The following is a 22,550-nucleotide window of genomic DNA, read 5'->3' on the forward strand; positions in this document are numbered from 1 at the left end:
ATTTATAAAAACATATATATTTACATGACAAATTATTACTTTTTATTCTTTTATAATATATATTAACTAATGGATATAAAATAACATATGAATTTTTAAAGTATTAATAAATATCATCAAAAAAAAGTGTCTCTAATCTTTTAAACATTCTTTCAGACACTTTTTTCTAATTTCTATTTTATTTTATTATCTAACTTTTTTGCCAAGTTTAAATACTGATAAAACATCTGACATTACATCTATATTATCTATAGGATTTCCATTTACCACTATCACATCTGCTTTCTTTCCTTTTTCTAGAGTTCCATAATTTTTATCAATTCTTAAAAGTTCGGATGCAGTTTTTGTAGCTGCTACTATTACATCCATGTTATCCATACCATAATCTGACATTAATTTCATTTCATAATACGTCTTTCCATGTTCATTATAAGAAGTTCCTGCGTCAGAACCAACTGCAATTTTAATTCCTTTTTTATACGCTTTTAAGAATGATTCCTTATGAGGAATAGCAACAATTTCGCACTTTCTAAGAGTAGCCTCAGTTATTCCACTTTCTTTTCCTGCATTTAAAATAAAATATGGTGCAGCAACTGTTGGAACTAGATATGTTCCTTTTTCAAGCATCAAATCAATTATTTCATCATCTAAATAAACACCATGCTCTATAGAAGTAATACCTGCAAGAACTGCATTTTTTATACCATTTCTTCCTTGTGCATGTGTAGCAGTTATTTTACCTGCTTTTATAGCTTCATCTACAGCAGCCTTCATTTCCTCTAAAGTCAACTGTGGTGAACCTGGCTCAACACCATCAGTTGTTACACCTCCAGTAGCCATTATCTTTACACAATCTACTCCATTTTTTAAAACTGTTCTAGCTGATTTTCTACATTCATCTACTCCATCACTTTCAATACCAAAATAGTATCCATGTCCTCCTGTCATACATATAACTGGACCTGAAGTAACTATACCAGGACCATCTATAGATCCTTTGTCTATAAGATTTTTAAGTTGTACATCCACATATTTCGGACAACCTAGACTTCTAATATATGTTACTCCTGAATCTAAATATGCATCAAGTTGTTTTATTGTATTTACTACAAGCTCTACATCAGATACATTCTCATAATAAACTTTTGGATTTCCTACTGGTTCCATTGTCAAATGCACATGACAATTCATAATTCCTGGCATAACAGTTTTATCTAGGTAATCATACACCTCATATCCACTTAAATCTTCTCTTATATCTTCAATTTCAAGTATAGTATCTCCATCAATAATTATACCTTTATTCTCCATAATACTATTTCCTGTTCCATCAATTAAATTTCCTGCTTTTATATACTTTTTACTCATTTTTAAATTATCCCCCTCTTCAAGTATAATGTATTATTTATTTATTATTTTTAATATTCTAATAATTAATTCTACCACTATATTACTATCATTTCAAATTTAAGTGAATTAAATATCAGATTAAACTAGAATATATTATAATATTAGAATATTTATAATATGTAAAAGATATTAATCAAATTGCTTTTATATCAATGCTAAAATAAGACAAGATAATCAAAATGTATATAATTATCTTGTTTTATTTTTATCTATTCATTTTTATATTTTACATGAAAAAATATCTAAATTTAAAGTTATTTGATTAATACTATTATTTAATTTGCTACAAAGAATAACTTGTCTTGTAAACTTACATCTCCATTTATCAATTCAGCTTCATATACTGTTTTTTTAAGATTAATATCAAATACTTGAAATTTTATTGGCTTGGTTCCAACTATATCAGAAGTAACTCCACTTCCTTTTTTCTCTCCTGAAATAGTTTCCTTTACACTTGAAATAGAGTATATTTTATCGTCTAATAACTTAACTTTCCTAACACCAGATAGTGCTTCATCATAATCTACTTTTAAATTAAGCTTTTCATAATCTTCTAGTTTAATTTCATTAGAATCAACACTATAAACAAGATTAATTATAAAACGACTCTTATCTGTAACTATAATATTTAGTTTGTTATCTTTAACGATATAGTCTAACTTTGTTTTACTCAATAAGCCCATTTCCCCTTGGTCAGCATTTTTTTCTTTATTTAAATTATCCATAAACTTGTTACTTTTATCGAAAGAATTCTCTTCTATATCATACACAATGAAATCTGAATAATTATCATGCCCTTCAATGTCACCATTTATCTCTTTGTTGTTTAACCTCTCTAAATAAAGTTTACTTCCAATAGAAAATTTAATCTCATTAATATTTTGTTGGTATTTACTTTGTGAGTCTAAATTAAATCTATTTAATAATTTATAGGATTTATTTTTTATATCTACCTTTAATATACAAATATTATTGACTGTAACACCTGAAACATTTGTTTCACTAATCACCATATATAAATTTCCTCTATATATTTTGTTAAAAATAGTTTGCCAACTATTTTCTTTAAAATCAGATTTTTTTAAATCAATATCAAAATTTTCTTCTAAGCCACTTTTCAAATTTTTATTTGAAACTTTTATATAATCATTTAAATTGTTTCTTTCCTGTACTGAATTAGACTTAGTAGAAGTATATGCTACCCCTATATTCAAATCATCTTTATATATAAATTCGATTCCTTTACCATCAATAAAATCGCTGTATTTCTTATCAATATGCAAATAATCATTTCCAATTTTAGTTTTAGGATTTATATCATTTCTTGTCCCATTTTTACTTATGGTTACTTCTTCATAAGTATATCTACTTATATTCGGTGTATATACTAAACTAACTCTTCCTATATCCTTTAGATTACCATTTAAAGTTCTTATAGATAATTTATTTTTACTAAGACAACTCAATATCAAAGTCATAATAATCATTGATAAACATACTGTTATAAAACATATTGTATATTTTCCTAATTTCTTTTCTCTCATATAGACACCTCCTAAAAGTCAATTTTATTATTTAAAAGTTTATTAGACATAAAACTACATACAAATATGCTCACACTTGAATATACTACAGTAAATACATTACTATATTCATAAGGTATAATAAACTCTACAAGAATTATAAATATTAGAATTTCTATAACTAAAAATAGAAAACTCATTAAAGCTCTCATCTTATACACAGATTTATTTATAAGAATTGATGTGAATACTACACATATAACTCCTATTAGTAAAAATACATATTCTACTAATAAGTTCTCAAAGCTGTATGGAAGTAAAATATTTAATTTATATATTGTTTCTTGTACAAAATTATAGTTTGCAATACTACCAAGCATATAATTAGGTAGTATTTTACTTGCAATAAATAAAGTTATTGTAAATAATATAGTGTAGCTATACACTAGAAACAATACATTTAATAATTTAGATATATAAATATTAATTTTATTCTTAGGAAGCATCACAAGTGTATATATGGATTTGCTTTTCATGTCAAAATCTCTATACCAAATAAAAAAAGCATAACAAATACACACAAATATCCCAAATAAAAAACATGATTGTATAGAACCCATTATGTTTCCAAAACTTGAAAATCCCATGACACTTGCTGTTTCTATTGTCTTTCCTACTTTTGATAACTGCTCAGTTTTTACTGCATTTTCTATTATATAGTTATAATCATTTAAATTTTTCAATAGATTTAAAAATACAATAGAACAAAAACAACTTATTATAAATATATAATTTTTTATGTTTCTTTTTAAATCAAACTCAAATAACTTCATTAAATCCCTCATCAATTCACCTACTTTATTTCAAATTCTAAACTGCTATTTGAACTATTAAACTGTAATTCTCCCTTATACACTATTTCTTTCGAATTTTTATTTATTATATATAGAATAGTCTTATTGTCCCAGGGTAGTACGGAATTTGTTTTTGATGTACATACAATGATTTTATTTGAATCAATTTCAATGTTTCTGATGCTTCTTTCTTCTTTTTCATCCAAAACATATTTATCTTCAACTAAACTGCCATCTAGTATGTTATAAGTTATTAAATTTACCTCTTTACTTTTATTGGAATTATCTCTTTCTGACATTATCATATATAATTTACTATCTTTTAGCTTTGCTTTTTCCAAAGACATTCTATTATAACTTTTTAATTCTATTATTTTCTCTTTATTCTCTTTAACATTATACTCAAGTAAATTGAGCTTAGAATCAACATCATCCCATGTATTTGCATTTATCGCTTCTATCAAAATATACATTTTATCTCCATCTTTACTAGAATAACTTACATCAATACTCTGTATGTTGTTGTATTTTTCAAAAAGATACTTGCTTATATTTATACTTTTTATCGTCTCTATTTTTTTACTTTTAGTATTAATCTTTATTATATCTATAGTATTCAAATCTTTTTCATTTTTTTCTGATGACTCATTTGGAGCATAAAGCACAGACACATATAAATCTTTTTTGTATCTTTTTGATGATAGCACTTTTACATGATACTCATCGATATCTTTATCTACTTTATATTTAGTTCTTATAAAATTATCCATATCTAGTTTTTCATATTCAACTTTTTTATCACTTCCTTCTGAAATAAATACACCTTTTTCTAGGTCTTCTTTTTTCTCATCTATAACAAAATTTATCCCTTTTGAACTAGATTTAGAATCATCACTTATTTCAAAACCAACATGAGCTATTGAATCCAAACCACTAGAGACATCGATTAGGTTATTCGTGTTCTCACTCTCTTTTATTGATTTTAATAATTCTGTTTTTTTAGTTTTATTGCTTCCATTTATTATATATCTTGAATTTATATATCCATTAAAATCATATCCAAAATATATGTTTATATAACCCAATTCATCTTGGTCACCTTTTATCGTTTTTATACTTAAATTGTTTTCATTGTTCAATAGGTCTATACTAAAATATATTGCCACTGCTAAAAATATAATAAGTATAGATATTTTAGATTTTAATTTCATGTCACACCTCCTAAATAGACAATTTCTTATTTATTAAGAAATAAGAGATTCCATTTAAAATAAACATTATAACTATAAAACTTAATACATAGTTACCTAAGGAATTAAGTTGTGTTCCAACAAATCCATAATACTTTCTAAACAAACTAATTATATTTATATATACTGTTGAAAAATATAACCCTGCCAAAATTATCAAGGTAATTAAAATCACATAAAATTTACCTCTGTAAGAAAATGTGAATAATATACAACTATTCAAAAAAGAAATAGCTACAAACAGTAAAAATACATAAATTGTTATGAAAGAAATAAAATCGATTGGAATACTTTTTAAATTTAAATAATATAAATCCTGAGCAAAGGACATATTAACTATTGGAACATTTCTAAAAACAAAATTAAATATGTGTTTACATATAAATAATGTTGCTATCTGACTTATCAAAAAACCATATACCATTGTTATCAAAGTGATTGACTTAGATATACAAAGTTTAAATTTATTCTGAGGTAACATCATTAAAGTATAAATACTTTGATTTTTAGAAAAGAAATCTCTTTTCCACATAAAAATATAGTATGTAAACATTCCCAATATTCCATACAGCAAAATTGTTTGGATACATCTAAGATTGCCAATGATACCTATTCCATAAAATACACCTCCAAAATCCTCTATTGCTAAGTTTATAATAAATTTAGAGTTCTTAAATTTAATAATTTCAAATAAATTTAAGCCCAATGTAATTAAAGATAAAAAAGATATATAGGCTATATAAAACCTCTTATTTCTCCTTAAATCTACATTTATTAGACATAGAAGCTTATTCATTCTTATATACCTCCCTCATTTTATCTAATATAGACTTACCTTCTCTTTCTCTCAAATCTTCTGCATTAAATGATGTTATTACTTTACCTTCATCAAGAATTATAACTTCATCAACTAGACTTTCTATTTCTACTATCTCATGAGTGGTTATAATAATAGCTTGATTTTCTTTCATATACTGTGCTATCACTCCTATAAATTCTTCTCTTTTAAACAAGTCAATCCCTGTGAATGGTTCATCAAGTAATATATAGTCTGGGTCTTGACAAAATCCAAGAATTAATTTTACTCTTGCAATATTTCCTTTAGATAAATTGTCAATTAATTCATTTTCATTCAGTTTAAATATATCCATCATTTCTTTTGATTTTTCTTTATTCCATCTTGGATAAAAAATTTCCATAAATTCAAATGACTCTTTTATTGTTGTATTACTAAAGTGAGATTCTACATCTGGAACAAATGCAAGTTTATTATATATGTTTTTATTCATTTTTTCTCCATCTATTAAAATCTCTCCACTATCAATTTTTATAAGCCCTGCTATTGCTTTTAAAATTGTTGACTTACCAACACCATTTATCCCAAGTAAAGCTGTTATTTTTCCTTTTTCAATACTAAAGCTTACATTCTTTAAAGCATCTATTTTCTTTACTTTTAGTCCTTGCATTCTTTTATATGTTTTGCTTACATTTTTAATTTCTATCATATTAGTATCCTCCATATTTAATATGCTTGTACAATTAACCTTATAAGTTAAGTGTTTATATTTATTAAAAAACTAATATCTATCTTCTATTATCTTTAAAACTTCTTCTTTAGTAACATTTATTGCCTTCATATCTTCTATAAATACAACTAAAGATTCATTTATTAACTCTAGTTTTAAATTTTTTAATATATTTTCATCAACTGTCACGCTACTCTGATAGTTTTTAAAAGTATTTATTATATTCATATCACCCATCTCCTTATATGCCCTTTGAACAGTATTTAAATTTACTTTTAAATTAAGTGCCATTTCTCTTCTTGATGGTATTGTTTCTCCTGGTTTTAATTCTCCTGTTACTATTTGTCTCTTTATATGCTTTATTATTTGCAAATAAATTGGAGATGTATTATCTAATTCAAAATTCATACTTCCTCCTATTCTAGTGTATTAATACGATAATACACTTTTTCTAAAAAAATACACTTCTACTTTAAATTTTATTTTATATTTCGTTAAGTGTATTATACGATTAATACACTTAATTTGTAAATACTTTTTAATAAATTATTTGATTTTAATTTATTAAATCATTGAAATCAAAATTCAAATAATAAGTTTACAAAATTGAGCATCAAATGAGAGGATATATATTTTATGTTATGTTAGACTTGAAAACAAACAAGGTAAGGTTATATCATCAATGAATCAAAAATCTTATATTGTACTAATACTTAATGGGTTAATTAAACCATTATAAACATACCTAAGGAGGAAAACAAATGAATTATAAAATTGAAATTAAAAACATCGAATCAGTCACAGCAGCTACTATGAGTTACAATGGACCCATGACTGAAGCAACAAAATATTTTCCAAATGTATTTAAATCTATAAAAGGAAAATCAAATGGTGCACCATTCTTTTGCTACCATAATGTTGACCAAGAAACTGGCATAGGAAAAATGGAGTTATGTGTACCAACTTCTGAAACTCCAAATCGTATGGGTGTAACAATAAAAGAGTTTCCTAAAACAAAAGCTTTGTTTTTTACCCACATTGGTTCATATAACAATTTGCCGAAAACATATGAAATGATATTTAAATATATTCATGAAAATAATCTAACAATAAAAACTCCTTGGAGAGAAGTATTTATTAAAGGACCAGGTATGCTAATAAAAGGTAATCCAGATAAATATATTACAGAAATCATATTTCCACTTAAAGAGGAGGAATAATACATGTTGGCAATCGAAATCAACAATTTAGTAAAACAATATAAAAATGGTGTAAGAGCTTTAAATGGTCTAAGTTTTAGTGTAAAGACTGGAGAAATATTTTCTTTACTTGGTCCAAATGGTGCTGGTAAATCTTCGCTTATCAATATTTTGACCACTTTTTATAAGCCTACAGCGGGTAATGTAACGATGCTTGGAAAAGACTTAATAAATAATCCATCTTGGATACGCACTCAAATTGCTTGTGTAGCACAACAAGTATCTATTGATGAACACCTGTCTCTCATGGAAAACATGATATTCCAAAGCAAAATGTATAAAGTGGAACCACAAGTTGCAAAAGAAAGAATAAACTCTTTAATTGAAAAATTTGAGTTAACTAGTTACTTAAAGTATCCTACTTCATCTTATTCTGGTGGAGTAAAACGTAGATTAGATATAGCTATGAATATGGTGTCGTCTCCTAAGATTCTGTTTTTAGATGAACCTACTGTTGGTATGGATGTAGATTCAAGAAAAGCTATGTGGGATATGCTACTAAAAATTAGAGATGAATATGGTACAACTATTTTTCTAACTACTCATTATCTTGAAGAAGCTGAACAGCTAAGTGATAATATCTGTATTATGAAAAATGGAAAAGATTTGGCACAAGGAACACCATCTAGTTTACGTAATTATATTAAGCAAAATATACTTCGTATCGCATTTCATGATATTGAAGATATAAAAAAATATAAGAATGATATTAAAAATGCTTGCTTAGTTAAATTTATGAATATACATGAAAATTCTCTTTTCATAAGTGTAGAAGAAAGTAGAACTTCACTTACTTTAATAAATAAATTTCTTTTAGAGCATAAAATAAAGTTTGATGCGATAGAAATTGTAGAGCCAAGTCTTGAAGATGTTTTTTTAGCATTAACAAGTTCTAAGAAAGATTTAAAGGAGGAATGGAAATGTTAAATATCTTATGGCGTAATATGAAATGGCGTTTTAAAAATCCAATTTCATTTGTAGTTACTATATTACAACCTCTTCTTTGGCTTGTACTTTATAGCTCTGTTGCAAACCAAACTATGAGTGATATGAATGTCGATAATTATACAGCTTTTATACTTCCAGGTATAATTGTATTGGTTATCTTTTCATCATGTAGTAGTGGTGGTATCATCAATTTTATAATGAAAAATAGCGGGAGTTTTTATAGAGTTTTAATTGCACCTATTAGTCGATATTCCATTGTCTTTGGTCAGTTACTAGAAGCTATCCTAGTGTCTTTTATTGAAGTAGCAATTTTATGCATAGTAAGCATATTCTTTTCAGTAAAAATAGCATCTGGTATTGGTGGAATTGCTATAATGATAGTATTGATATTTATGACAGCCTTTTTTTTATCAAGCCTAGCTTATGCTATAAGTCTATTATTACCAAATGAAATAATTTATGAAACAATTATGACTGCCATTGTACTTCCTATTTTCTTTTTAAGCTCTGCTCTCTTCCCTGTTGAAGATTTATCTGGAGGATTAAAAATAGCAGTTATGCTCAATCCATTTACCCATGTTATTAATACTTTACGTAGTCTAATATTTGGTGAAACCATTCTAGTTGGAGATATACTACCTGTTATAGTGTTATTTTTAATATTGTGTTGTGGAAGTTTCGCACTTGCTATGTGGAGACTGAAAAAAGAAATGGTAAGTTAATTTTTGAAGATAATGTGTGTAGATTTGTAAAAAACTAATCTATTATATATACACTAATATATATACACTAAAAAAGTGGTGTTCCAAAATGATTAATTAAAATCATTTTGAGACACCACCTTTATAATTCATGCTACTTAAGTGTATATTTATAAATTTATACAAGAAACTATAAACTAAAGTACTTATATGTATAATTACTTATTAAACTTCTTACTACCTAACTTCATGTGGAACTTAGTATCTTTTGGAATACTTGGGTTTATACCTCTTAATGTAGGTATTTCTCCACATATCAATTGTATAGGTACTATGAAGTTAAACGTTTGATAGTAAGGATTATCTATAATATCTGCCTTTAAATTTTTATCTTCTTCTGCAACATCTCTACCTATGACAAATACATTGTCTGTCCATCCAGAAAGTACTTCAACCATCTTAGTTACTCTAGGTTCTCTTCCTGTATCTAGTATAAATATAGTAGAATCACTATTTATAGCATTGTATACACCATGTATGAACTCTTCAAACTCATATCCAGTTACAGGAATTCTCATTGTCTCTAATAATTTTAATGCTGACTCTAATGTATCTCCATATATATCAGAGTGACCTACTACTCTTATTTCTTTAGCGTTAACTAACTTTTCTTTGTTTCTTTCAATCCATTGCTCAGATGATTTATATACTGATTCAAATCTATCTATTGCATCCAATATCTTATTTATCTCTTCATTGTACTTTTCACTAGATATTATTCCCTTTTCTCTAGCTATTTGAAGACCTAATAACATTAAATTTAACTTTGTACAATAAAAGCCTTTTGTTTTAGCACCAGATTTTTCTTCACCACAATTCACTGTTAATATATAGTCAGAAATCTCATCTATTAGAGCATTTTTACAGCCTGCCATAGATGCTATTTTACAACCCTTGTCTTCAGCTAACTTCATAGCATTATATGCAGAATAACTACTTCCACCTTGAGATATTCCCACCACTAAAGTATTTTTATTATCAAATTTAAATGTATCTTCAGTTATCATAAATGGATACTTTTCTACAACATCTATGTCTAATAAATTTTGCAAATATGGTTGTACTTGCAATCCTGAGTGATAACTAGTACCTGAACCTGTTATTATAATCTTTTTTATATCTTCTTTCTTAATTTCATTAAATAAATTATCTGCATTAGATATCATTTCTCTCATTTTTGCTGGTGTTTCTAACATATAATCTTGTATTCTCATTTTGTATGCCTTCCTTATTCATATATTTAATAAATTATAATTTTCTTTCTATAATAACCCTATTGCATGTAAAGCAATTCCTCCCACTATAATGCCTAGAGTTAACTTTGTTACACTTACCTTTCGCTTTAACATGTAATATATTACAAATGCAAAAGCTAAAGGTAACATGTTAGGTATTATTTTATCTAATATATCTTGTAAAACCACTTCTGCACCATTTAAATTAAATTTTAGTGGAGTAGTTATACTCAACATTGTTGCAACCATTCCTCCTACAACGAATAAACCAACAGTTGTAGCCATAGACATTATTTTCTCCATAAGCCCTTCTCTTTGTATTCTTTCAAGTGAATTTACTCCGACTTTATATCCATATTTAAGTCCAAGTATTCTTAGAGCAAATGCTGGGATATTGTACAACAGTAAGAATAATAGCGGGCCAAATATATTTCCTTCTTTTGCAAGTGATACTCCTATTCCAGCAGCTATAATTCTAAATGTTCCCCAAAATAGTGAATCCCCAATTCCTGCAAGAGGACCCATAAGAGCTGTTTTAACAGCACTGATTGAGTTTTCATCAAATTCTGAATTATTAGCATTCTCCTCTTCCATAGCTGCTGTTATACCTAATATAGCAGGAACTACTACTGTGGTTGTATTAAAAATTTCTAAGTGTCTTTCTATCGCTTTTGCTTGATTTTCTTTTTTATTATATAACTTCTTTATTGCAGGTAACATTGCATAACAATAACCTAAGTTTTGCATTCTTTCATAATTGAATGCACCTTGAAGAGCAAATGAACGCCAAAACATACTTCTTAATTCTTTTTTTGTTAGTTTATTCAAAGTCAATCTCTCCTTCCGTTAAAATATTAGTTGCTACTTGAGGATTTTGACTATTTTCTTTGCTGTTAATATAAAAGTTTAATATAACTGCTACACAGACTCCAAACAACGCTATTGCAGTTATATCTAGTCCAACATAAGATGCTAAGAGGAATCCTATAAAGAAAAATACAGACATCTTTTTTGAAAGTAGCATATCCATAAGTAGTGCAAATCCTACTGCTGGTAACAATGTTCCTGCAACACCTAATCCATCTAATATAACTTTAGGTATTGCATTTATTAACGTTGTAACTTTATCAGCACCAATCATAATTGCTAAAAATGTTGGAACTGATGTACTTAAAAAGAATAATACTACTGGAATCCACATCATTATAGTAACCTTTTTAAAGTCAGCTTGTTTAGCATAAAAAACTGCCTTTTGAGAAAAATATGAGTTTACTATTCTAACCAATACTCCAAGAGATTGTGCTAAAACTGCTACTGGCACTGCTACAGCTAGAGCAACTTCTGCACCATTTCCTGATAATATAGCAAACGCTGTACCTAATACACCACCTGTTACTACATCTGGAGGAGTAGCTGCACCTATTCCTGCAATTCCCATCCAAATTAATTCAAGTTGTGCACCAATCATAATTCCTGACTTTATATCTCCTAAAACTAATCCTACTAATGCCCCTGTAACTATTGGTCTATCAAACATAGACTGACCAAATATACGTCCATCTAATATACCAAAGCCTGCTATAATAGCTAACATAATAGCTTGTACTAACATAGTGAACCTCCCTCTTAATTTACATTAATTACATCACACTTTTGATTTCATTTTTATTTTCTAATAGTTCATTTACATGAACTATTCCATTTCTCGCTTCCTCTAAACCTGATTTAGCTAATAGCTTTGCATCCTCTTCTGTTGATAAAAGAATAGCCAAAAGCATTGGTAAATTTACTCCTGTCAATAACTCAAATTTAAACCCTTGTAAGAGTAAATTAGTACATATGTTTGCTACACTTCCACCAAATATATCTGTTAGTATGATAAGTTCTCCATTATTTTTGTTATTTGATAATATACTTATCATTTCTTTCTCAGCATCGTCTGCTGATTTATCTTTTGTCATACAAAAGTACTCAACATTACTTAATGAACCAATTATTAATTTACTTGTCTCAACAAGCTCCTTAGATAATTCTCCATGTGTTGCAATTAAAAAATTTTTCATTTTCTTTCTCCCAAATTATTTTATTAAGTCTGATAATTTTTTCTTTTTGTCTCTAGGTAACATTCTAAATTCTATATCAATTCCTAAATCAGTTATTTCTTTAAAATTGTTTATATCATTATCATCAACAGCAACTAAGTCTGTCAGCTTCTTCTTTCCTTCCTCGTATCTTAATCCACCTACATTTATTTCTTTTAAAACTCCTCCTGAGTTTTTAGCTACATCTAAAGCATCTTTTGTATTTTTTACTAATACTAATACATTACTTTTCTTTGAAGAAGCAAATTTTTCTACTATTTCTCCAGATTCCTCTACCCCCCTTATATATAAAGTTACATTGCTAGGCTTAGCTAAATTTAATGACATGGCTTTCATTTGATCGTTTTTTGCTTCATCATTTGCAACTAATATTACATTTATACCTAATGATGTTGTCCATCCATATGCTACCTGACCATGTATTAGTCTGTCATCAATCCTCATTAAAGATATCATTTTCCTCAAATCCTCCATTATATATTAAAATTTTTATTTTTTATCCTCTTGTTTATTTATAAAAGCAAAAAGCATGCCAACTAGTGGCATACTTTTTTTTCAATTTTATTTATTTATTTTTTAATACTGTATTTTACTGAAGTGGACCATAAATAATATTATAGATATATCCGATTTCTGAAATAGATATTTGCACACTATAACTCTTTTCTAGCACACTAAATGCATTTTTTATTAGTTTAACTTCACTGTGATGGTTTTTAATTAATAAATTCATATCAGTATATTCTTCAATCTCAGCTTGTCTAACCAATCTTTCAATCATACAACTTAAGTGAACATATAAAGCAATTTTTTTATCATTAGGAAGTTTTTTCTTTTGATTATTTTCTATAGCATTGATTCCTTCTTCTATTCTCTCTATTATTTTTTTTGAGTCTAAAATAGTCAGACTATCTATTACTCTAATCAAAGAAAAATTCTTTATGATAGAATCATTTATGTTTTTGATTTTTTCACTTTCTACTACTTTACTAAATATTCTAAAGACATCATCTTCTCCTTTTCCTGATATTATATCCTCTAGTAGTATGAAATCTACTCCATTTACATTTGGATTAGCAGTTCCTACTATGGCCAATACATCATACATTTTAAAAAGTGGATCTTTATCTCCCATAGAAACAAGACTCTCATAATCGTGTGGTATTATCTTAACATCAACTATCCCCATTAAGCTTTCTGAAAGTAGATGTTGGATTTTTATAGCAGTACCTATCCCAGTAAAACAAGAAGATACTATAGCATACTCTTTATTTTTTTGAGGATAATACAATTGTATGTTGGGTTTAATTTCTTCATCCATAATTTCTGCTATATCTTCAATGTTTTTACCTTGCATTAATAAATTACCTACCTCTAGTGCAAAAATAGTGGATATTTGGTCTATAAACAACATTGGACTACTTATTTTACTTTTTAAATCTTCATATATCAGATTAAGAGAGCCCATATCAAATAACACAACTAGTCCATTTTTTATCCTATCTCCTTCCAAGTATCTAGACATTTGATTTGATACATCAGCAATTGTCGCATCTATAGGCATATCTATAGCTGTAAATACATTTTTACCCAACATACGATTACATACATTTGCCATACTACTAGCAGTAGCATACCCATGTGCTATAATCATTGCATTAACTTTATTAGACTTCATTCTTATAACTGTCGACTTAATAAATATAATCATTATAATTATATCTACATTATTAAGATACATATCCAATCTATTTGCTATTAATGTCGATACTTTATTTACTATAGAGTATTCTTTGTAATTTTCTTTCTTTAAATATGTTAGTAATTTACTTTGTAAGATTTTACATTCATCAGACAATTGATAAGACTCATCCTTCAAATAAAGATACGAAGAAAATGCTAATACATTATTTCCATCATATTTTATATTGTTGTTAACTTCTAAATTTCTAAATATATCCTGCATTATAGATATTATAAGCTCCATAAGTACATTTTTATTTTCATCATTATTTGAAAAAACTAGGTTATCCATTAACCTAATCATTAAGTTTGAGCTCTTTTCACTAAATATCTCTTTTGTTATTTCTTTTTTTTCTAGTCTATCAAAATAATCTAAACACTTTGTAAGACTTTGATATATTATATTTCTTTTATTTCCTTCATCTGATGTCTCAATATTAAATTGTTTAGGAGAAAACACAATACTTTTGCTTTTAGCACTTTGGAACTGAAATATATCTACATTTTCTATATAAATATTTCTAGGAAGGTCTTGAAGTGTAACAAAAATATTTCCATTTCTTTTTTGGTTTTTTGCATATGCCCTTCCACATGCATATTTTATTACATTTTTACATTCACCTATATTACCTTTGAATTTTATCTTTAAAATCGTATTTAATGTAATTTGAGTTATCTCTATAGGTAAACCAAGCACCTTACTTTCCTCATATATAAAATGTTCTATAATCTTCCTTTTTTCAATAGTTCCTCTTTCCTCTATATTAGGAACATAAATATTTATAGGTATTCTTCTTAAAAAAGTCTGCAAAAACTCAGATAAGCTTTCTGTTGTAGCAAATACTAGCCTTACCTTAGCACTTCTATTTACTCCATTCTCTCCAATTCTAGAAAATGTACCTGTATCCATAAATGTAAATAACTTTTCCTGACCTTCACTGTTTAATCTATGTACCTCATCTAAAAATAATATACCACCATCAGATTTCTCTATTAACCCAGCTCTAGATTCATTTGCTCCAGTATAAGCCCCCTTGACATGTCCAAATAGTATACTTGATAATAACTCTGGATTATTATAGTACTGTGCACAGTTTAGTACATTATATGGAGCATTTTTTTCTAATATATTACTACTTACACTATACTTATATATTACCTTCGCTAAAAAAGTTTTACCTACACCACTTTCACCTGTTAGCATTATTGTAAGTCCATCATTTGGATAAAGTACAGCGGTTTTTATTTGCTCTATTGCCTCTTTTAGGCTACTTTCATGACCTATAATACTGTTAAATACAATCTCCTGCTTTAATAATTTACACTCATTACTAAGTTCATCAACACTTTCATAAATACTTTTTTTCGTAGGACCTATTGCATCATTTATCTTATTTTTTGGTAGAAAGATAACAGGTCTACTATTTATCTTTATAAGATTATCAGACTTTACCAAATCATTTAATAATCTGCTTGATTGAGTTCTACTTAAATTAAACTTTTTTACTATATCTTCTGTTACTATACCACTTTGTTTTTTAAGTTCATCAAAATTGTCAAATAATACCTTTTCATTTATAAAACGTAAAATTTCATTCTTCATAATCAACCTCCAATATAAATGTCAATGATACCAGTATATCCTTTATATATTAGTGAAAAAATAAATTATATTCTTTTATTCTAATAAATAGTACTGCACTAATCTCATACAATCAAATCCAATTATTACCATATAAATTGATAAACGAGTAAATAGAAGTGTATTTTGAATAGATTAAAATCTAAATGGATAAGTATATAATCAGTGCAAATTTAGGAATAATTTACATATAGAAACAACTCTACCTTATATTCTCCTTTATTAATTTTTTTCTAGAAATAATTTTTTTCTAAGTTAATTATATATTAAGAGTCTATGAAGATGAACAATTTAAATCAGCCTTGTTGAAAATAAAAAAATTTGAAAAAGAACTATAAAATATAAAAAGTGAACTCTATATCATAGAGTTCACTATCAGTGATTAATTTAATTTAGTATTTCTAGTACTGCATTTAATACAGCATGACCATTACAAGTACCATAGTTTACCATATCTATTATAGCTACTGGAGCTTTATCTCCAACTATAGATTTTACATCATCAAACATAAATCTAAGCTGTGGCCCAAGAAGTAAAATATCAAAATTACCAAGTTCTGATTTTATATTTCCCTCTCCAACTGCCCATATTTTACAGTCTATATCTCTTTTCTTTGCATCTTTCTCCATTTTATTTACCAATAAAGTAGAAGACATACCGCCAACACACACTAATAATATCCTAATCATTAATATCTCCTTTTAATCAAATCTACATATATTTTGATTAAAAAGTATATGTAGAAAAGTTTACATTTATAACTTCCTATATTTTACTTTTAAATTATATCAAATTTTTCCAATTTTTTCACTACCATAACTCATTTTATATTTTTAATGTCCACTTTTCTACTTCTTCAGAAATATTTTCAGATTTTAATACAGCAGATATTATAGCATATCCATCACTATTTAAGCACTTAAGTTTATCTACATTATCTAGTTTTATACCACCAATCAATACAAATGGTATATCTATCTTTTCTTTAATTTCTTTGACAGTTTCAAATGATGCGGATTTAGCATCCAGTTTGGTAGATGTTGTAAATATAGACCCTATACCTAAATAGTCTGCACCATCATTTTTTGCACAGATAGCTTCTTCTAAAGTTCTTGCTGATACACCTAGTATTTTATCTTTCCCTATAAGCTTTCTAACTTCCTTTGCATCAATGTCACTCTGTCCTACATGCACTCCATCTGCATCACAAATAATTGCTATATCTACTCTATCATTTATTATAAACTTAACACCATGTTTTCTAGTTATTTCCCTTAGCTTCATAGCCTTTTTTAAAAATTCTTTTCCAGAAGCATTTTTTTCTCTGAGTTGCACCGTTGTTATTCCAGAAACAATTGCATCTTCAATACATTTATAAAAATCTCTACCTTCTAGCATTTCAGAATCAGTCACTAAATATAACTTTAAGTCTTTTTTTAAACATTCTTTATCTATCATTTACAGCCTCCTGTTGACCATTTATTCATTTAAAAATTCAATATTAGAGTTTTTACTTATAATCTCTTCATCCATTTGATAAATAGAATTCATTAGCTTTTCTTTAAATGTACCTATTGGTGGATTATTTAAATTAGCCAGCTCCCCACTTAACGACATTGTAAGTACACCCATTGTAGCTGCTTCTAATTTATTTTTAGTCACAGCCATAAAACTTGCAATCAAGCTAGCAGTCATACACCCTGTGCCTGTAATACCTTTTAATTTATCAGTTCCATTATTTATTTTATATGTATTCTTACTATCAGTTATTATATCTATTTTTCCAGTTGCTGCAACTATACATTCAAGCTTTTCAGAAACTTTTTTTATTATATCAGTAGAATCTTCTTCATCATCAAAGGAATCTACACCTTTACCCATTACATCAAAGCCACCTATAAATTTTATTTCTGCTATATTCCCTTTAACCACATCAAATTTAACTTCATTTAAAAGCTTATTTGTAAGTTCTGCTCTGGCTTTACTTGCAAAGACTCCCACTGGGTCTAAGATAACAGGTTTATTGTATTTATTTGCCGCCTTTCCAGCCAATAAAAACAAATCTAATATATTTGAATTCATAGTTCCTATATTTATAACTACAGCATTTGCTATACTTACCATTTCTTCTACTTCCTCATATGAAAAACTCATAAGAGGGCTTGCACCTATAGCTAAAGTTACATTAGCACAATCATTTATTGTTACATTATTAGTATAGTGAATTACTAATGGGTTTACTTTCTTTACTTCTTCAATTAAATTATACATATTCTACCTCCATAAAATTTTATTATTCAAACTTATAAAAATGATGTACTGGGCCTACTCCATGACCTATATCAAAACTATTTTTTATTGCTTCTGTTATATAAATTTTACTTAATTTTACTGCTTCTTTTATTTCATAACCTAATGCAAGGTAAGATGTTATTGCAGAAGATAATGTACATCCTGTTCCATGTGTATTTTTTTTATCAATTCTTTCACTTTTATACACTTCAAATATATTTTTACCAACTAAAATATCCACTGCTTCTCCATCTAAATGTCCACCTTTCATAAGAACAAATTTAGGTCCAAGCTCTAATATTTTCTTTCCTACTCTATTCATATCATCTACATTATGTATTTTTATTCCTGTAATTTCTTCTGCTTCTGGAATATTTGGTGTAATTATATATGCAAGTGGTATTAAATACTTAATTAGATTTTCCTTTGCTTCTGGTTTTAATAAATAATATCCACTTTTAGATATCATTACAGGGTCTACTATTAAATATTCTGGATTATATTTTTTTAAATTTTCAACTATTTCAAGTATAATTTCTGGGCTTGAAACCATTCCTATTTTTACTGCTCTTGGAGGTATATCATCAAATACTGCCTCTATTTGTTTTTTTATTATACTTTGGCTTAAATCTTCTACAGCAAAAACTCCTTGAGTATTTTGTGCCGTTATAGCTGTTATTACGCTCATTCCATATGTGCCAATTGCACTAAAAGTTTTCAAATCAGCTTGGATTCCAGCTCCTCCAGATGAATCTGAACCAGCTATTGTAAGTGTTGGTATTTTGTAGTTACTCATTTATACCCTCCTAAAAATTTAATTTAAATAGATTAACTAAAAAAGCTATACCTACAATAGGTATAGCTTAGAAATTCGCATATATCACAAATAATACATACTTAAGTTTTATACTAAGCTTTCCTACGCTGGCATTATCCAGTTCAGGTGTAAGGGTCGGTATTCCTCTCAGCTCTTGGCTCCCCTAGCTATTTTAATTTATTATATTTATAACTTCATTATATTACAATAGTATTTATTGTCAAGTTTTTACACTGTATACACTTATTTACAATATAATTAAAGACACTTACTTCAGTTCTTTTATCTCTTCTCCAATAATATAATTTTCTTTATTGTCAATTGAATCTATAAGTATATTGGGATTTTTTATTATAGATAATTTTTTATCCCTAGTTAACTTTTTTATATAGTATTCTAATTTCATTGCATTACTTTTTGTATTTGTTACAAAATAAACCTCTAACTTTTTAAATCCCCTTGCTCTTATATACTTTGAATTAATTCCTGACTTATGCTCATTCATTCTTCTTTCTATATTGCTAGTATATCCAGTATATAGAGAATCATCTTTGCACCTTATAATATATGTAAAATACATCTTAATTCACATCCTTAAATTAAATATATAAACATTATATTATAAAATAAAAAAAACTGCTGTAAATTTTATATATTGGTGAGCTATAACAATAACTCAAATGTAAATTCGTAAAGTAGATTCTAAAAGTATTTGACGCTAAATTTTGACATATTAATAACATATTTATTCTTCTAACAAAAAATTCACAAATATAAAAAATAAAATTTTCAAAAAAATTATAATTTTCAAAAAAATAAATTGACATATATAAAAAAATTATGATAACCTAATAAAAAGGGGGCAATGATTATGGAAAACAATTTAATTATAGCTAAAAGCAATAATATTGAATTATCACAAAAGAACTTATTTAAAGTCAATTTGCAGATAGGTGTAGACTTTACACTTTTGTCAAAATCACTTAAAGCCTTTTATAAAAAAGAAGAAGATTTTTATTGCATTGCTCTTGCACCATGCAATGTATCTGATGAAAAAGCAAGCAAGAAGATAAATATTCCTGAGATGATAAAAGAAATTAATACTTTAATTGAAAGTGTGACTGATAAAAGTGAACTTTTAAGTGAAGAAATATTTACAAACAATCTATCAGAATTTTTCGACGAATCTTTAGATAACATTTATATAGAGTTAAGACAAGCATATCTATATCTTAAGAAGAATACAAACAATCTTGATATAGAAAACTCCATTGAATATGTATTCGATGTCAGTATAAGTAATAAAACAAAAATGAAAGAAAATCCACTAATTAACTTTAATTCACTTTCTTTAGTGGTATGGAGTGGTGAAACAAAAAATATTTTACATCAAATGAACATTTTAGATTTAGACAATATTCACTCCTCTTTTTCAGAAAACGATGCAAATATGACTTTTTATCGAGATGATAGCCTCAAATATGAAGTTAACAAAAACAGTAAAAATATAAGAGAAAGTAATATAGATATAATTGAACAAATGATTATACTTCCGGATAATTCAGACTATGATAAAGATGAAGTTGAAAACATGAAAAACAGACTTTCAAACATAAATGGAAAATATCTACAAACACTTAAAGAAAAAGATATAATTATAAAATTAATAAATTCAAATTTAACTGATGAACCAGAATTTAGTGATTTAAAACACCAATTACCTCCATGCTGGGTAAGATCAGGTAAAACTTGGAAAGATGTACCTGGGGTATATAGAAACAACTCTATTGTGGCTAAAATAGGTTATAGTAACCCTAGTTATGCAAATGTTCATTCAGCTAAAAATTTGGAATTACATGAAACTGCACATGCTATAGATAAAAATGTATTAGACAAAAAATCAAATTCAGAAGAATTTATGGAAGTGTTTATTCAAGAAAGGTATAAACTTTATGACCCTAAACAAGTTGCACATGCATATATTAGTAAATTCCCAGAAGAATTTTTTGCGGAATCATTTGTGCATTATTATCTTGATGAAGACTCAAAAAATATATTGAAAGAAAATTGTCCTTTAACATATAATTTTCTTGAAGAATTAGAACTAAGCTATGAAACACATTAATACTTAATAATATATTTCTATTTAATAAAGTACTCTTTATAAAAGACTTTTTGATATTTATGTTATAATATTTCTAATGGTTATATTTTAAAATAGTTTATGTAGCCCATAATTTAAATAAATAATAAAAAGGATGAAGAGTTATGAAATTAAACAGAAACGATGCTTGTTGGTGTGGAAGTACTAAAAAATATAAAAAATGTCATATGGATATAGATAATAAAATAAATTCATTTGCTCAGCTAGGTCATATTGTACCTACTCATGACATCATAAAAAATGCAACACAAATTGAAGAAATTAAAAAAAGTGCTGTAATAAACACAAAGATTTTAGATTATATTTCGGATAAAATTAAAGTTGGAATGTCTACAGAAGATATAAATGAATTAGTCCATAACTTTACATTAGAAAATGGAGCTATTCCTGCACCACTAGATTATAATGGTTTTCCTAAAAGTGTATGTACATCAATAAACAATGAAGTTTGTCATGGTATCCCAAGTAAAGACATCCTATTAAAGGATGGAGATATTATAAATATAGATGTGTCTACTATTTTTAATGGATATTACTCAGATGCTTCAAGAATGTTTATGGTAGGAAATGTTAAAGAAAATGCAAAAAAACTGGTTCAAGTTACTAAAGAATGCATTCAAAAAGGTCTTGAAGCTGCTAAACCATGGGGATTCTTGGGTGATATAGGTGATGCTATTAATTCTTATGCAAAAGAAAATGGATATTCTGTTGTTAGAGAAATTGGTGGGCATGGAGTTGGACTAAGTTTTCATGAAGACCCATTTGTAAGTTATGTTTCTAAAAAAGGAACCGAAATGTTATTGGTTCCTGGAATGATATTTACTATAGAACCTATGGTAAATGAAGGAACTCATGAGATTTTTGTTGATGAAGAAAATGATTGGACTATCTACACAAAAGATGGTAAATTATCTGCTCAATGGGAGTGCATGGTTTTAGTTACAGAAACAGGAATTGAAATTTTAACTCAATAAAATATAAAAGCCTATAAAGATTGAGCTTTCAATCTTCATAGGCTTTTCT

Annotated in this window: 23 protein-coding genes and 1 riboswitch; of the genes, 5 read left to right on the forward strand and 18 right to left on the reverse strand. The window is 27.1% G+C overall.

Features of this window, described 5'->3' with window-relative positions; all coding sequences use genetic code 11:
• Nucleotides 1-186: 186 nt before the first annotated feature.
• The 7 genes from JJC01_12480 to JJC01_12510 all read right to left on the reverse strand — a co-directional run bounded on the left by JJC01_12480 (nucleotide 187) and on the right by JJC01_12510 (nucleotide 6,971).
• Nucleotides 187-1,368: an amidohydrolase family protein gene (locus JJC01_12480; GenBank protein ID UDN56991.1), complete on the reverse strand. Its 1,182-nt coding sequence runs from the start codon at nucleotides 1,366-1,368 to the stop codon at nucleotides 187-189.
• Nucleotides 1,369-1,685: 317 nt separating this feature from the next.
• Nucleotides 1,686-2,954, reverse strand: coding sequence for a hypothetical protein (locus tag JJC01_12485; protein ID UDN56992.1), 1,269 nt, complete (start codon nucleotides 2,952-2,954; stop codon nucleotides 1,686-1,688).
• An 11-nt stretch (nucleotides 2,955-2,965) separates the two neighbouring features.
• Complete coding sequence (locus tag JJC01_12490) at nucleotides 2,966-3,778, reverse strand: hypothetical protein (GenBank protein UDN56993.1); 813 nt, start codon at nucleotides 3,776-3,778, stop codon at nucleotides 2,966-2,968.
• Nucleotides 3,779-3,786: 8 nt separating this feature from the next.
• Nucleotides 3,787-4,998 carry a hypothetical protein gene (locus tag JJC01_12495; protein UDN56994.1) on the reverse strand — a complete coding sequence of 404 codons (1,212 nt, stop codon included), beginning with the start codon at nucleotides 4,996-4,998 and terminating at the stop codon, nucleotides 3,787-3,789.
• Nucleotides 4,999-5,008: 10 nt separating this feature from the next.
• Nucleotides 5,009-5,833, reverse strand: a complete 825-nt coding sequence (locus tag JJC01_12500) for an ABC transporter permease (GenBank protein UDN56995.1) — start codon at nucleotides 5,831-5,833, stop codon at nucleotides 5,009-5,011.
• Nucleotides 5,826-6,542, reverse strand: coding sequence for an ABC transporter ATP-binding protein (locus JJC01_12505; protein UDN56996.1), 717 nt, complete (start codon nucleotides 6,540-6,542; stop codon nucleotides 5,826-5,828). Before JJC01_12505 ends, JJC01_12500 begins: the two co-directional genes overlap by 8 nt.
• A 72-nt stretch (nucleotides 6,543-6,614) precedes the next feature.
• Nucleotides 6,615-6,971: a GntR family transcriptional regulator gene (locus JJC01_12510; protein UDN56997.1), complete on the reverse strand. Its 357-nt coding sequence runs from the start codon at nucleotides 6,969-6,971 to the stop codon at nucleotides 6,615-6,617.
• Nucleotides 6,972-7,324: 353 nt separating this feature from the next.
• Here JJC01_12510 and JJC01_12515 point away from each other — a divergent pair, with 353 nt between their 5' ends.
• Genes JJC01_12515 through JJC01_12525 form a run of 3 tightly spaced genes read left to right on the forward strand, consistent with a single transcriptional unit; the run spans nucleotide 7,325 to nucleotide 9,492 of the window.
• The gene (locus tag JJC01_12515) at nucleotides 7,325-7,783 is read left to right on the forward strand and encodes a GyrI-like domain-containing protein (GenBank protein ID UDN56998.1); all 459 of its coding nucleotides are present in this window, start codon (nucleotides 7,325-7,327) and stop codon (nucleotides 7,781-7,783) included.
• 3 nt (nucleotides 7,784-7,786) lie between these two features.
• Entirely contained in the window at nucleotides 7,787-8,749 is a 963-nt protein-coding gene (locus JJC01_12520; protein ID UDN56999.1) for an ABC transporter ATP-binding protein, read from the forward strand.
• Nucleotides 8,743-9,492: an ABC transporter permease gene (locus tag JJC01_12525; GenBank protein UDN57000.1), complete on the forward strand. Its 750-nt coding sequence runs from the start codon at nucleotides 8,743-8,745 to the stop codon at nucleotides 9,490-9,492. Before JJC01_12520 ends, JJC01_12525 begins: the two co-directional genes overlap by 7 nt.
• Nucleotides 9,493-9,689: 197 nt before the next feature.
• On the opposite strand, the gene JJC01_12530 is transcribed toward JJC01_12525, so the two are convergent.
• The 11 genes from JJC01_12530 to JJC01_12580 all read right to left on the reverse strand — a co-directional run bounded on the left by JJC01_12530 (nucleotide 9,690) and on the right by JJC01_12580 (nucleotide 19,943).
• Nucleotides 9,690-10,745, reverse strand: a complete 1,056-nt coding sequence (locus JJC01_12530) for an SIS domain-containing protein (protein UDN57001.1) — start codon at nucleotides 10,743-10,745, stop codon at nucleotides 9,690-9,692.
• Between the two features lie 48 nt (nucleotides 10,746-10,793).
• Nucleotides 10,794-11,594, reverse strand: coding sequence for a PTS system mannose/fructose/sorbose family transporter subunit IID (locus tag JJC01_12535; GenBank protein ID UDN57002.1), 801 nt, complete (start codon nucleotides 11,592-11,594; stop codon nucleotides 10,794-10,796).
• Nucleotides 11,587-12,378: a PTS sugar transporter subunit IIC gene (locus JJC01_12540; protein UDN57003.1), complete on the reverse strand. Its 792-nt coding sequence runs from the start codon at nucleotides 12,376-12,378 to the stop codon at nucleotides 11,587-11,589. The genes JJC01_12535 and JJC01_12540 overlap by 8 nt, the downstream gene beginning before the upstream one ends.
• Nucleotides 12,379-12,406: 28 nt before the next feature.
• Nucleotides 12,407-12,829 carry a PTS mannose transporter subunit IIA gene (locus JJC01_12545; protein ID UDN57004.1) on the reverse strand — a complete coding sequence of 141 codons (423 nt, stop codon included), beginning with the start codon at nucleotides 12,827-12,829 and terminating at the stop codon, nucleotides 12,407-12,409.
• Nucleotides 12,830-12,844: 15 nt separating this feature from the next.
• Entirely contained in the window at nucleotides 12,845-13,324 is a 480-nt protein-coding gene (locus JJC01_12550) for a PTS sugar transporter subunit IIB (GenBank protein UDN57005.1), read from the reverse strand.
• Between the two features lie 133 nt (nucleotides 13,325-13,457).
• Nucleotides 13,458-16,214 carry a sigma 54-interacting transcriptional regulator gene (locus JJC01_12555; GenBank protein ID UDN57006.1) on the reverse strand — a complete coding sequence of 919 codons (2,757 nt, stop codon included), beginning with the start codon at nucleotides 16,212-16,214 and terminating at the stop codon, nucleotides 13,458-13,460.
• Between the two features lie 426 nt (nucleotides 16,215-16,640).
• Nucleotides 16,641-16,943, reverse strand: a complete 303-nt coding sequence (locus tag JJC01_12560; protein ID UDN57007.1) for a PTS sugar transporter subunit IIB — start codon at nucleotides 16,941-16,943, stop codon at nucleotides 16,641-16,643.
• 136 nt (nucleotides 16,944-17,079) lie between these two features.
• Complete coding sequence (gene thiE, locus JJC01_12565) at nucleotides 17,080-17,712, reverse strand: thiamine phosphate synthase (GenBank protein UDN57008.1); 633 nt, start codon at nucleotides 17,710-17,712, stop codon at nucleotides 17,080-17,082.
• Nucleotides 17,713-17,733: 21 nt separating this feature from the next.
• Nucleotides 17,734-18,525, reverse strand: coding sequence for a hydroxyethylthiazole kinase (gene thiM, locus JJC01_12570; protein ID UDN57009.1), 792 nt, complete (start codon nucleotides 18,523-18,525; stop codon nucleotides 17,734-17,736).
• Nucleotides 18,526-18,547: 22 nt separating this feature from the next.
• Nucleotides 18,548-19,342, reverse strand: coding sequence for a bifunctional hydroxymethylpyrimidine kinase/phosphomethylpyrimidine kinase (gene thiD / locus JJC01_12575; protein ID UDN57010.1), 795 nt, complete (start codon nucleotides 19,340-19,342; stop codon nucleotides 18,548-18,550).
• A gap of 103 nt (nucleotides 19,343-19,445) precedes the next feature.
• Nucleotides 19,446-19,538: riboswitch (TPP riboswitch) on the reverse strand.
• A gap of 93 nt (nucleotides 19,539-19,631) precedes the next feature.
• Nucleotides 19,632-19,943 carry a GIY-YIG nuclease family protein gene (locus JJC01_12580; protein ID UDN57011.1) on the reverse strand — a complete coding sequence of 104 codons (312 nt, stop codon included), beginning with the start codon at nucleotides 19,941-19,943 and terminating at the stop codon, nucleotides 19,632-19,634.
• Nucleotides 19,944-20,234: 291 nt separating this feature from the next.
• Between JJC01_12580 and JJC01_12585 the strand changes: the two genes are divergently transcribed.
• Both JJC01_12585 and JJC01_12590 read left to right on the forward strand, forming a co-directional pair.
• On the forward strand, nucleotides 20,235-21,488 hold the full coding sequence (locus tag JJC01_12585) for a hypothetical protein (GenBank protein UDN57012.1): 1,254 nt from the start codon (nucleotides 20,235-20,237) through the stop codon (nucleotides 21,486-21,488).
• Nucleotides 21,489-21,631: 143 nt separating this feature from the next.
• Nucleotides 21,632-22,501: a methionyl aminopeptidase gene (locus JJC01_12590; protein ID UDN57013.1), complete on the forward strand. Its 870-nt coding sequence runs from the start codon at nucleotides 21,632-21,634 to the stop codon at nucleotides 22,499-22,501.
• Nucleotides 22,502-22,550: the final 49 nt, after the last annotated feature.

It is taken from the genome of Clostridioides sp. ES-S-0010-02 (assembly GCA_020641055.1).
Classification (GTDB): Bacteria; Bacillota; Clostridia; order Peptostreptococcales; family Peptostreptococcaceae; genus Clostridioides.

Bases quoted from the DNA above. Each gene is read 5' to 3' on its own strand.
- JJC01_12480 (UDN56991.1), bottom strand. From the start codon at position 1,368: ATGAGTAAAAAGTATATAAAAGCAGGAAATTTAATTGATGGAACAGGA.
- JJC01_12485 (UDN56992.1), bottom strand. From the start codon at position 2,954: ATGAGAGAAAAGAAATTAGGAAAATATACAATATGTTTTATAACAGTA.
- JJC01_12490 (UDN56993.1), bottom strand. From the start codon at position 3,778: ATGAGGGATTTAATGAAGTTATTTGAGTTTGATTTAAAAAGAAACATA.
- JJC01_12495 (UDN56994.1), bottom strand. From the start codon at position 4,998: ATGAAATTAAAATCTAAAATATCTATACTTATTATATTTTTAGCAGTG.
- JJC01_12500 (UDN56995.1), bottom strand. From the start codon at position 5,833: ATGAATAAGCTTCTATGTCTAATAAATGTAGATTTAAGGAGAAATAAG.
- JJC01_12505 (UDN56996.1), bottom strand. From the start codon at position 6,542: ATGATAGAAATTAAAAATGTAAGCAAAACATATAAAAGAATGCAAGGA.
- JJC01_12510 (UDN56997.1), bottom strand. From the start codon at position 6,971: ATGAATTTTGAATTAGATAATACATCTCCAATTTATTTGCAAATAATA.
- JJC01_12515 (UDN56998.1), top strand. From the start codon at position 7,325: ATGAATTATAAAATTGAAATTAAAAACATCGAATCAGTCACAGCAGCT.
- JJC01_12520 (UDN56999.1), top strand. From the start codon at position 7,787: ATGTTGGCAATCGAAATCAACAATTTAGTAAAACAATATAAAAATGGT.
- JJC01_12525 (UDN57000.1), top strand. From the start codon at position 8,743: ATGTTAAATATCTTATGGCGTAATATGAAATGGCGTTTTAAAAATCCA.
- JJC01_12530 (UDN57001.1), bottom strand. From the start codon at position 10,745: ATGAGAATACAAGATTATATGTTAGAAACACCAGCAAAAATGAGAGAA.
- JJC01_12540 (UDN57003.1), bottom strand. From the start codon at position 12,378: ATGTTAGTACAAGCTATTATGTTAGCTATTATAGCAGGCTTTGGTATA.
- JJC01_12545 (UDN57004.1), bottom strand. From the start codon at position 12,829: ATGAAAAATTTTTTAATTGCAACACATGGAGAATTATCTAAGGAGCTT.
- JJC01_12550 (UDN57005.1), bottom strand. From the start codon at position 13,324: ATGATATCTTTAATGAGGATTGATGACAGACTAATACATGGTCAGGTA.
- JJC01_12555 (UDN57006.1), bottom strand. From the start codon at position 16,214: ATGAAGAATGAAATTTTACGTTTTATAAATGAAAAGGTATTATTTGAC.
- JJC01_12560 (UDN57007.1), bottom strand. From the start codon at position 16,943: ATGATTAGGATATTATTAGTGTGTGTTGGCGGTATGTCTTCTACTTTA.
- thiE (UDN57008.1), bottom strand. From the start codon at position 17,712: ATGATAGATAAAGAATGTTTAAAAAAAGACTTAAAGTTATATTTAGTG.
- thiM (UDN57009.1), bottom strand. From the start codon at position 18,525: ATGTATAATTTAATTGAAGAAGTAAAGAAAGTAAACCCATTAGTAATT.
- thiD (UDN57010.1), bottom strand. From the start codon at position 19,342: ATGAGTAACTACAAAATACCAACACTTACAATAGCTGGTTCAGATTCA.
- JJC01_12580 (UDN57011.1), bottom strand. From the start codon at position 19,943: ATGTATTTTACATATATTATAAGGTGCAAAGATGATTCTCTATATACT.
- JJC01_12585 (UDN57012.1), top strand. From the start codon at position 20,235: ATGGAAAACAATTTAATTATAGCTAAAAGCAATAATATTGAATTATCA.
- JJC01_12590 (UDN57013.1), top strand. From the start codon at position 21,632: ATGAAATTAAACAGAAACGATGCTTGTTGGTGTGGAAGTACTAAAAAA.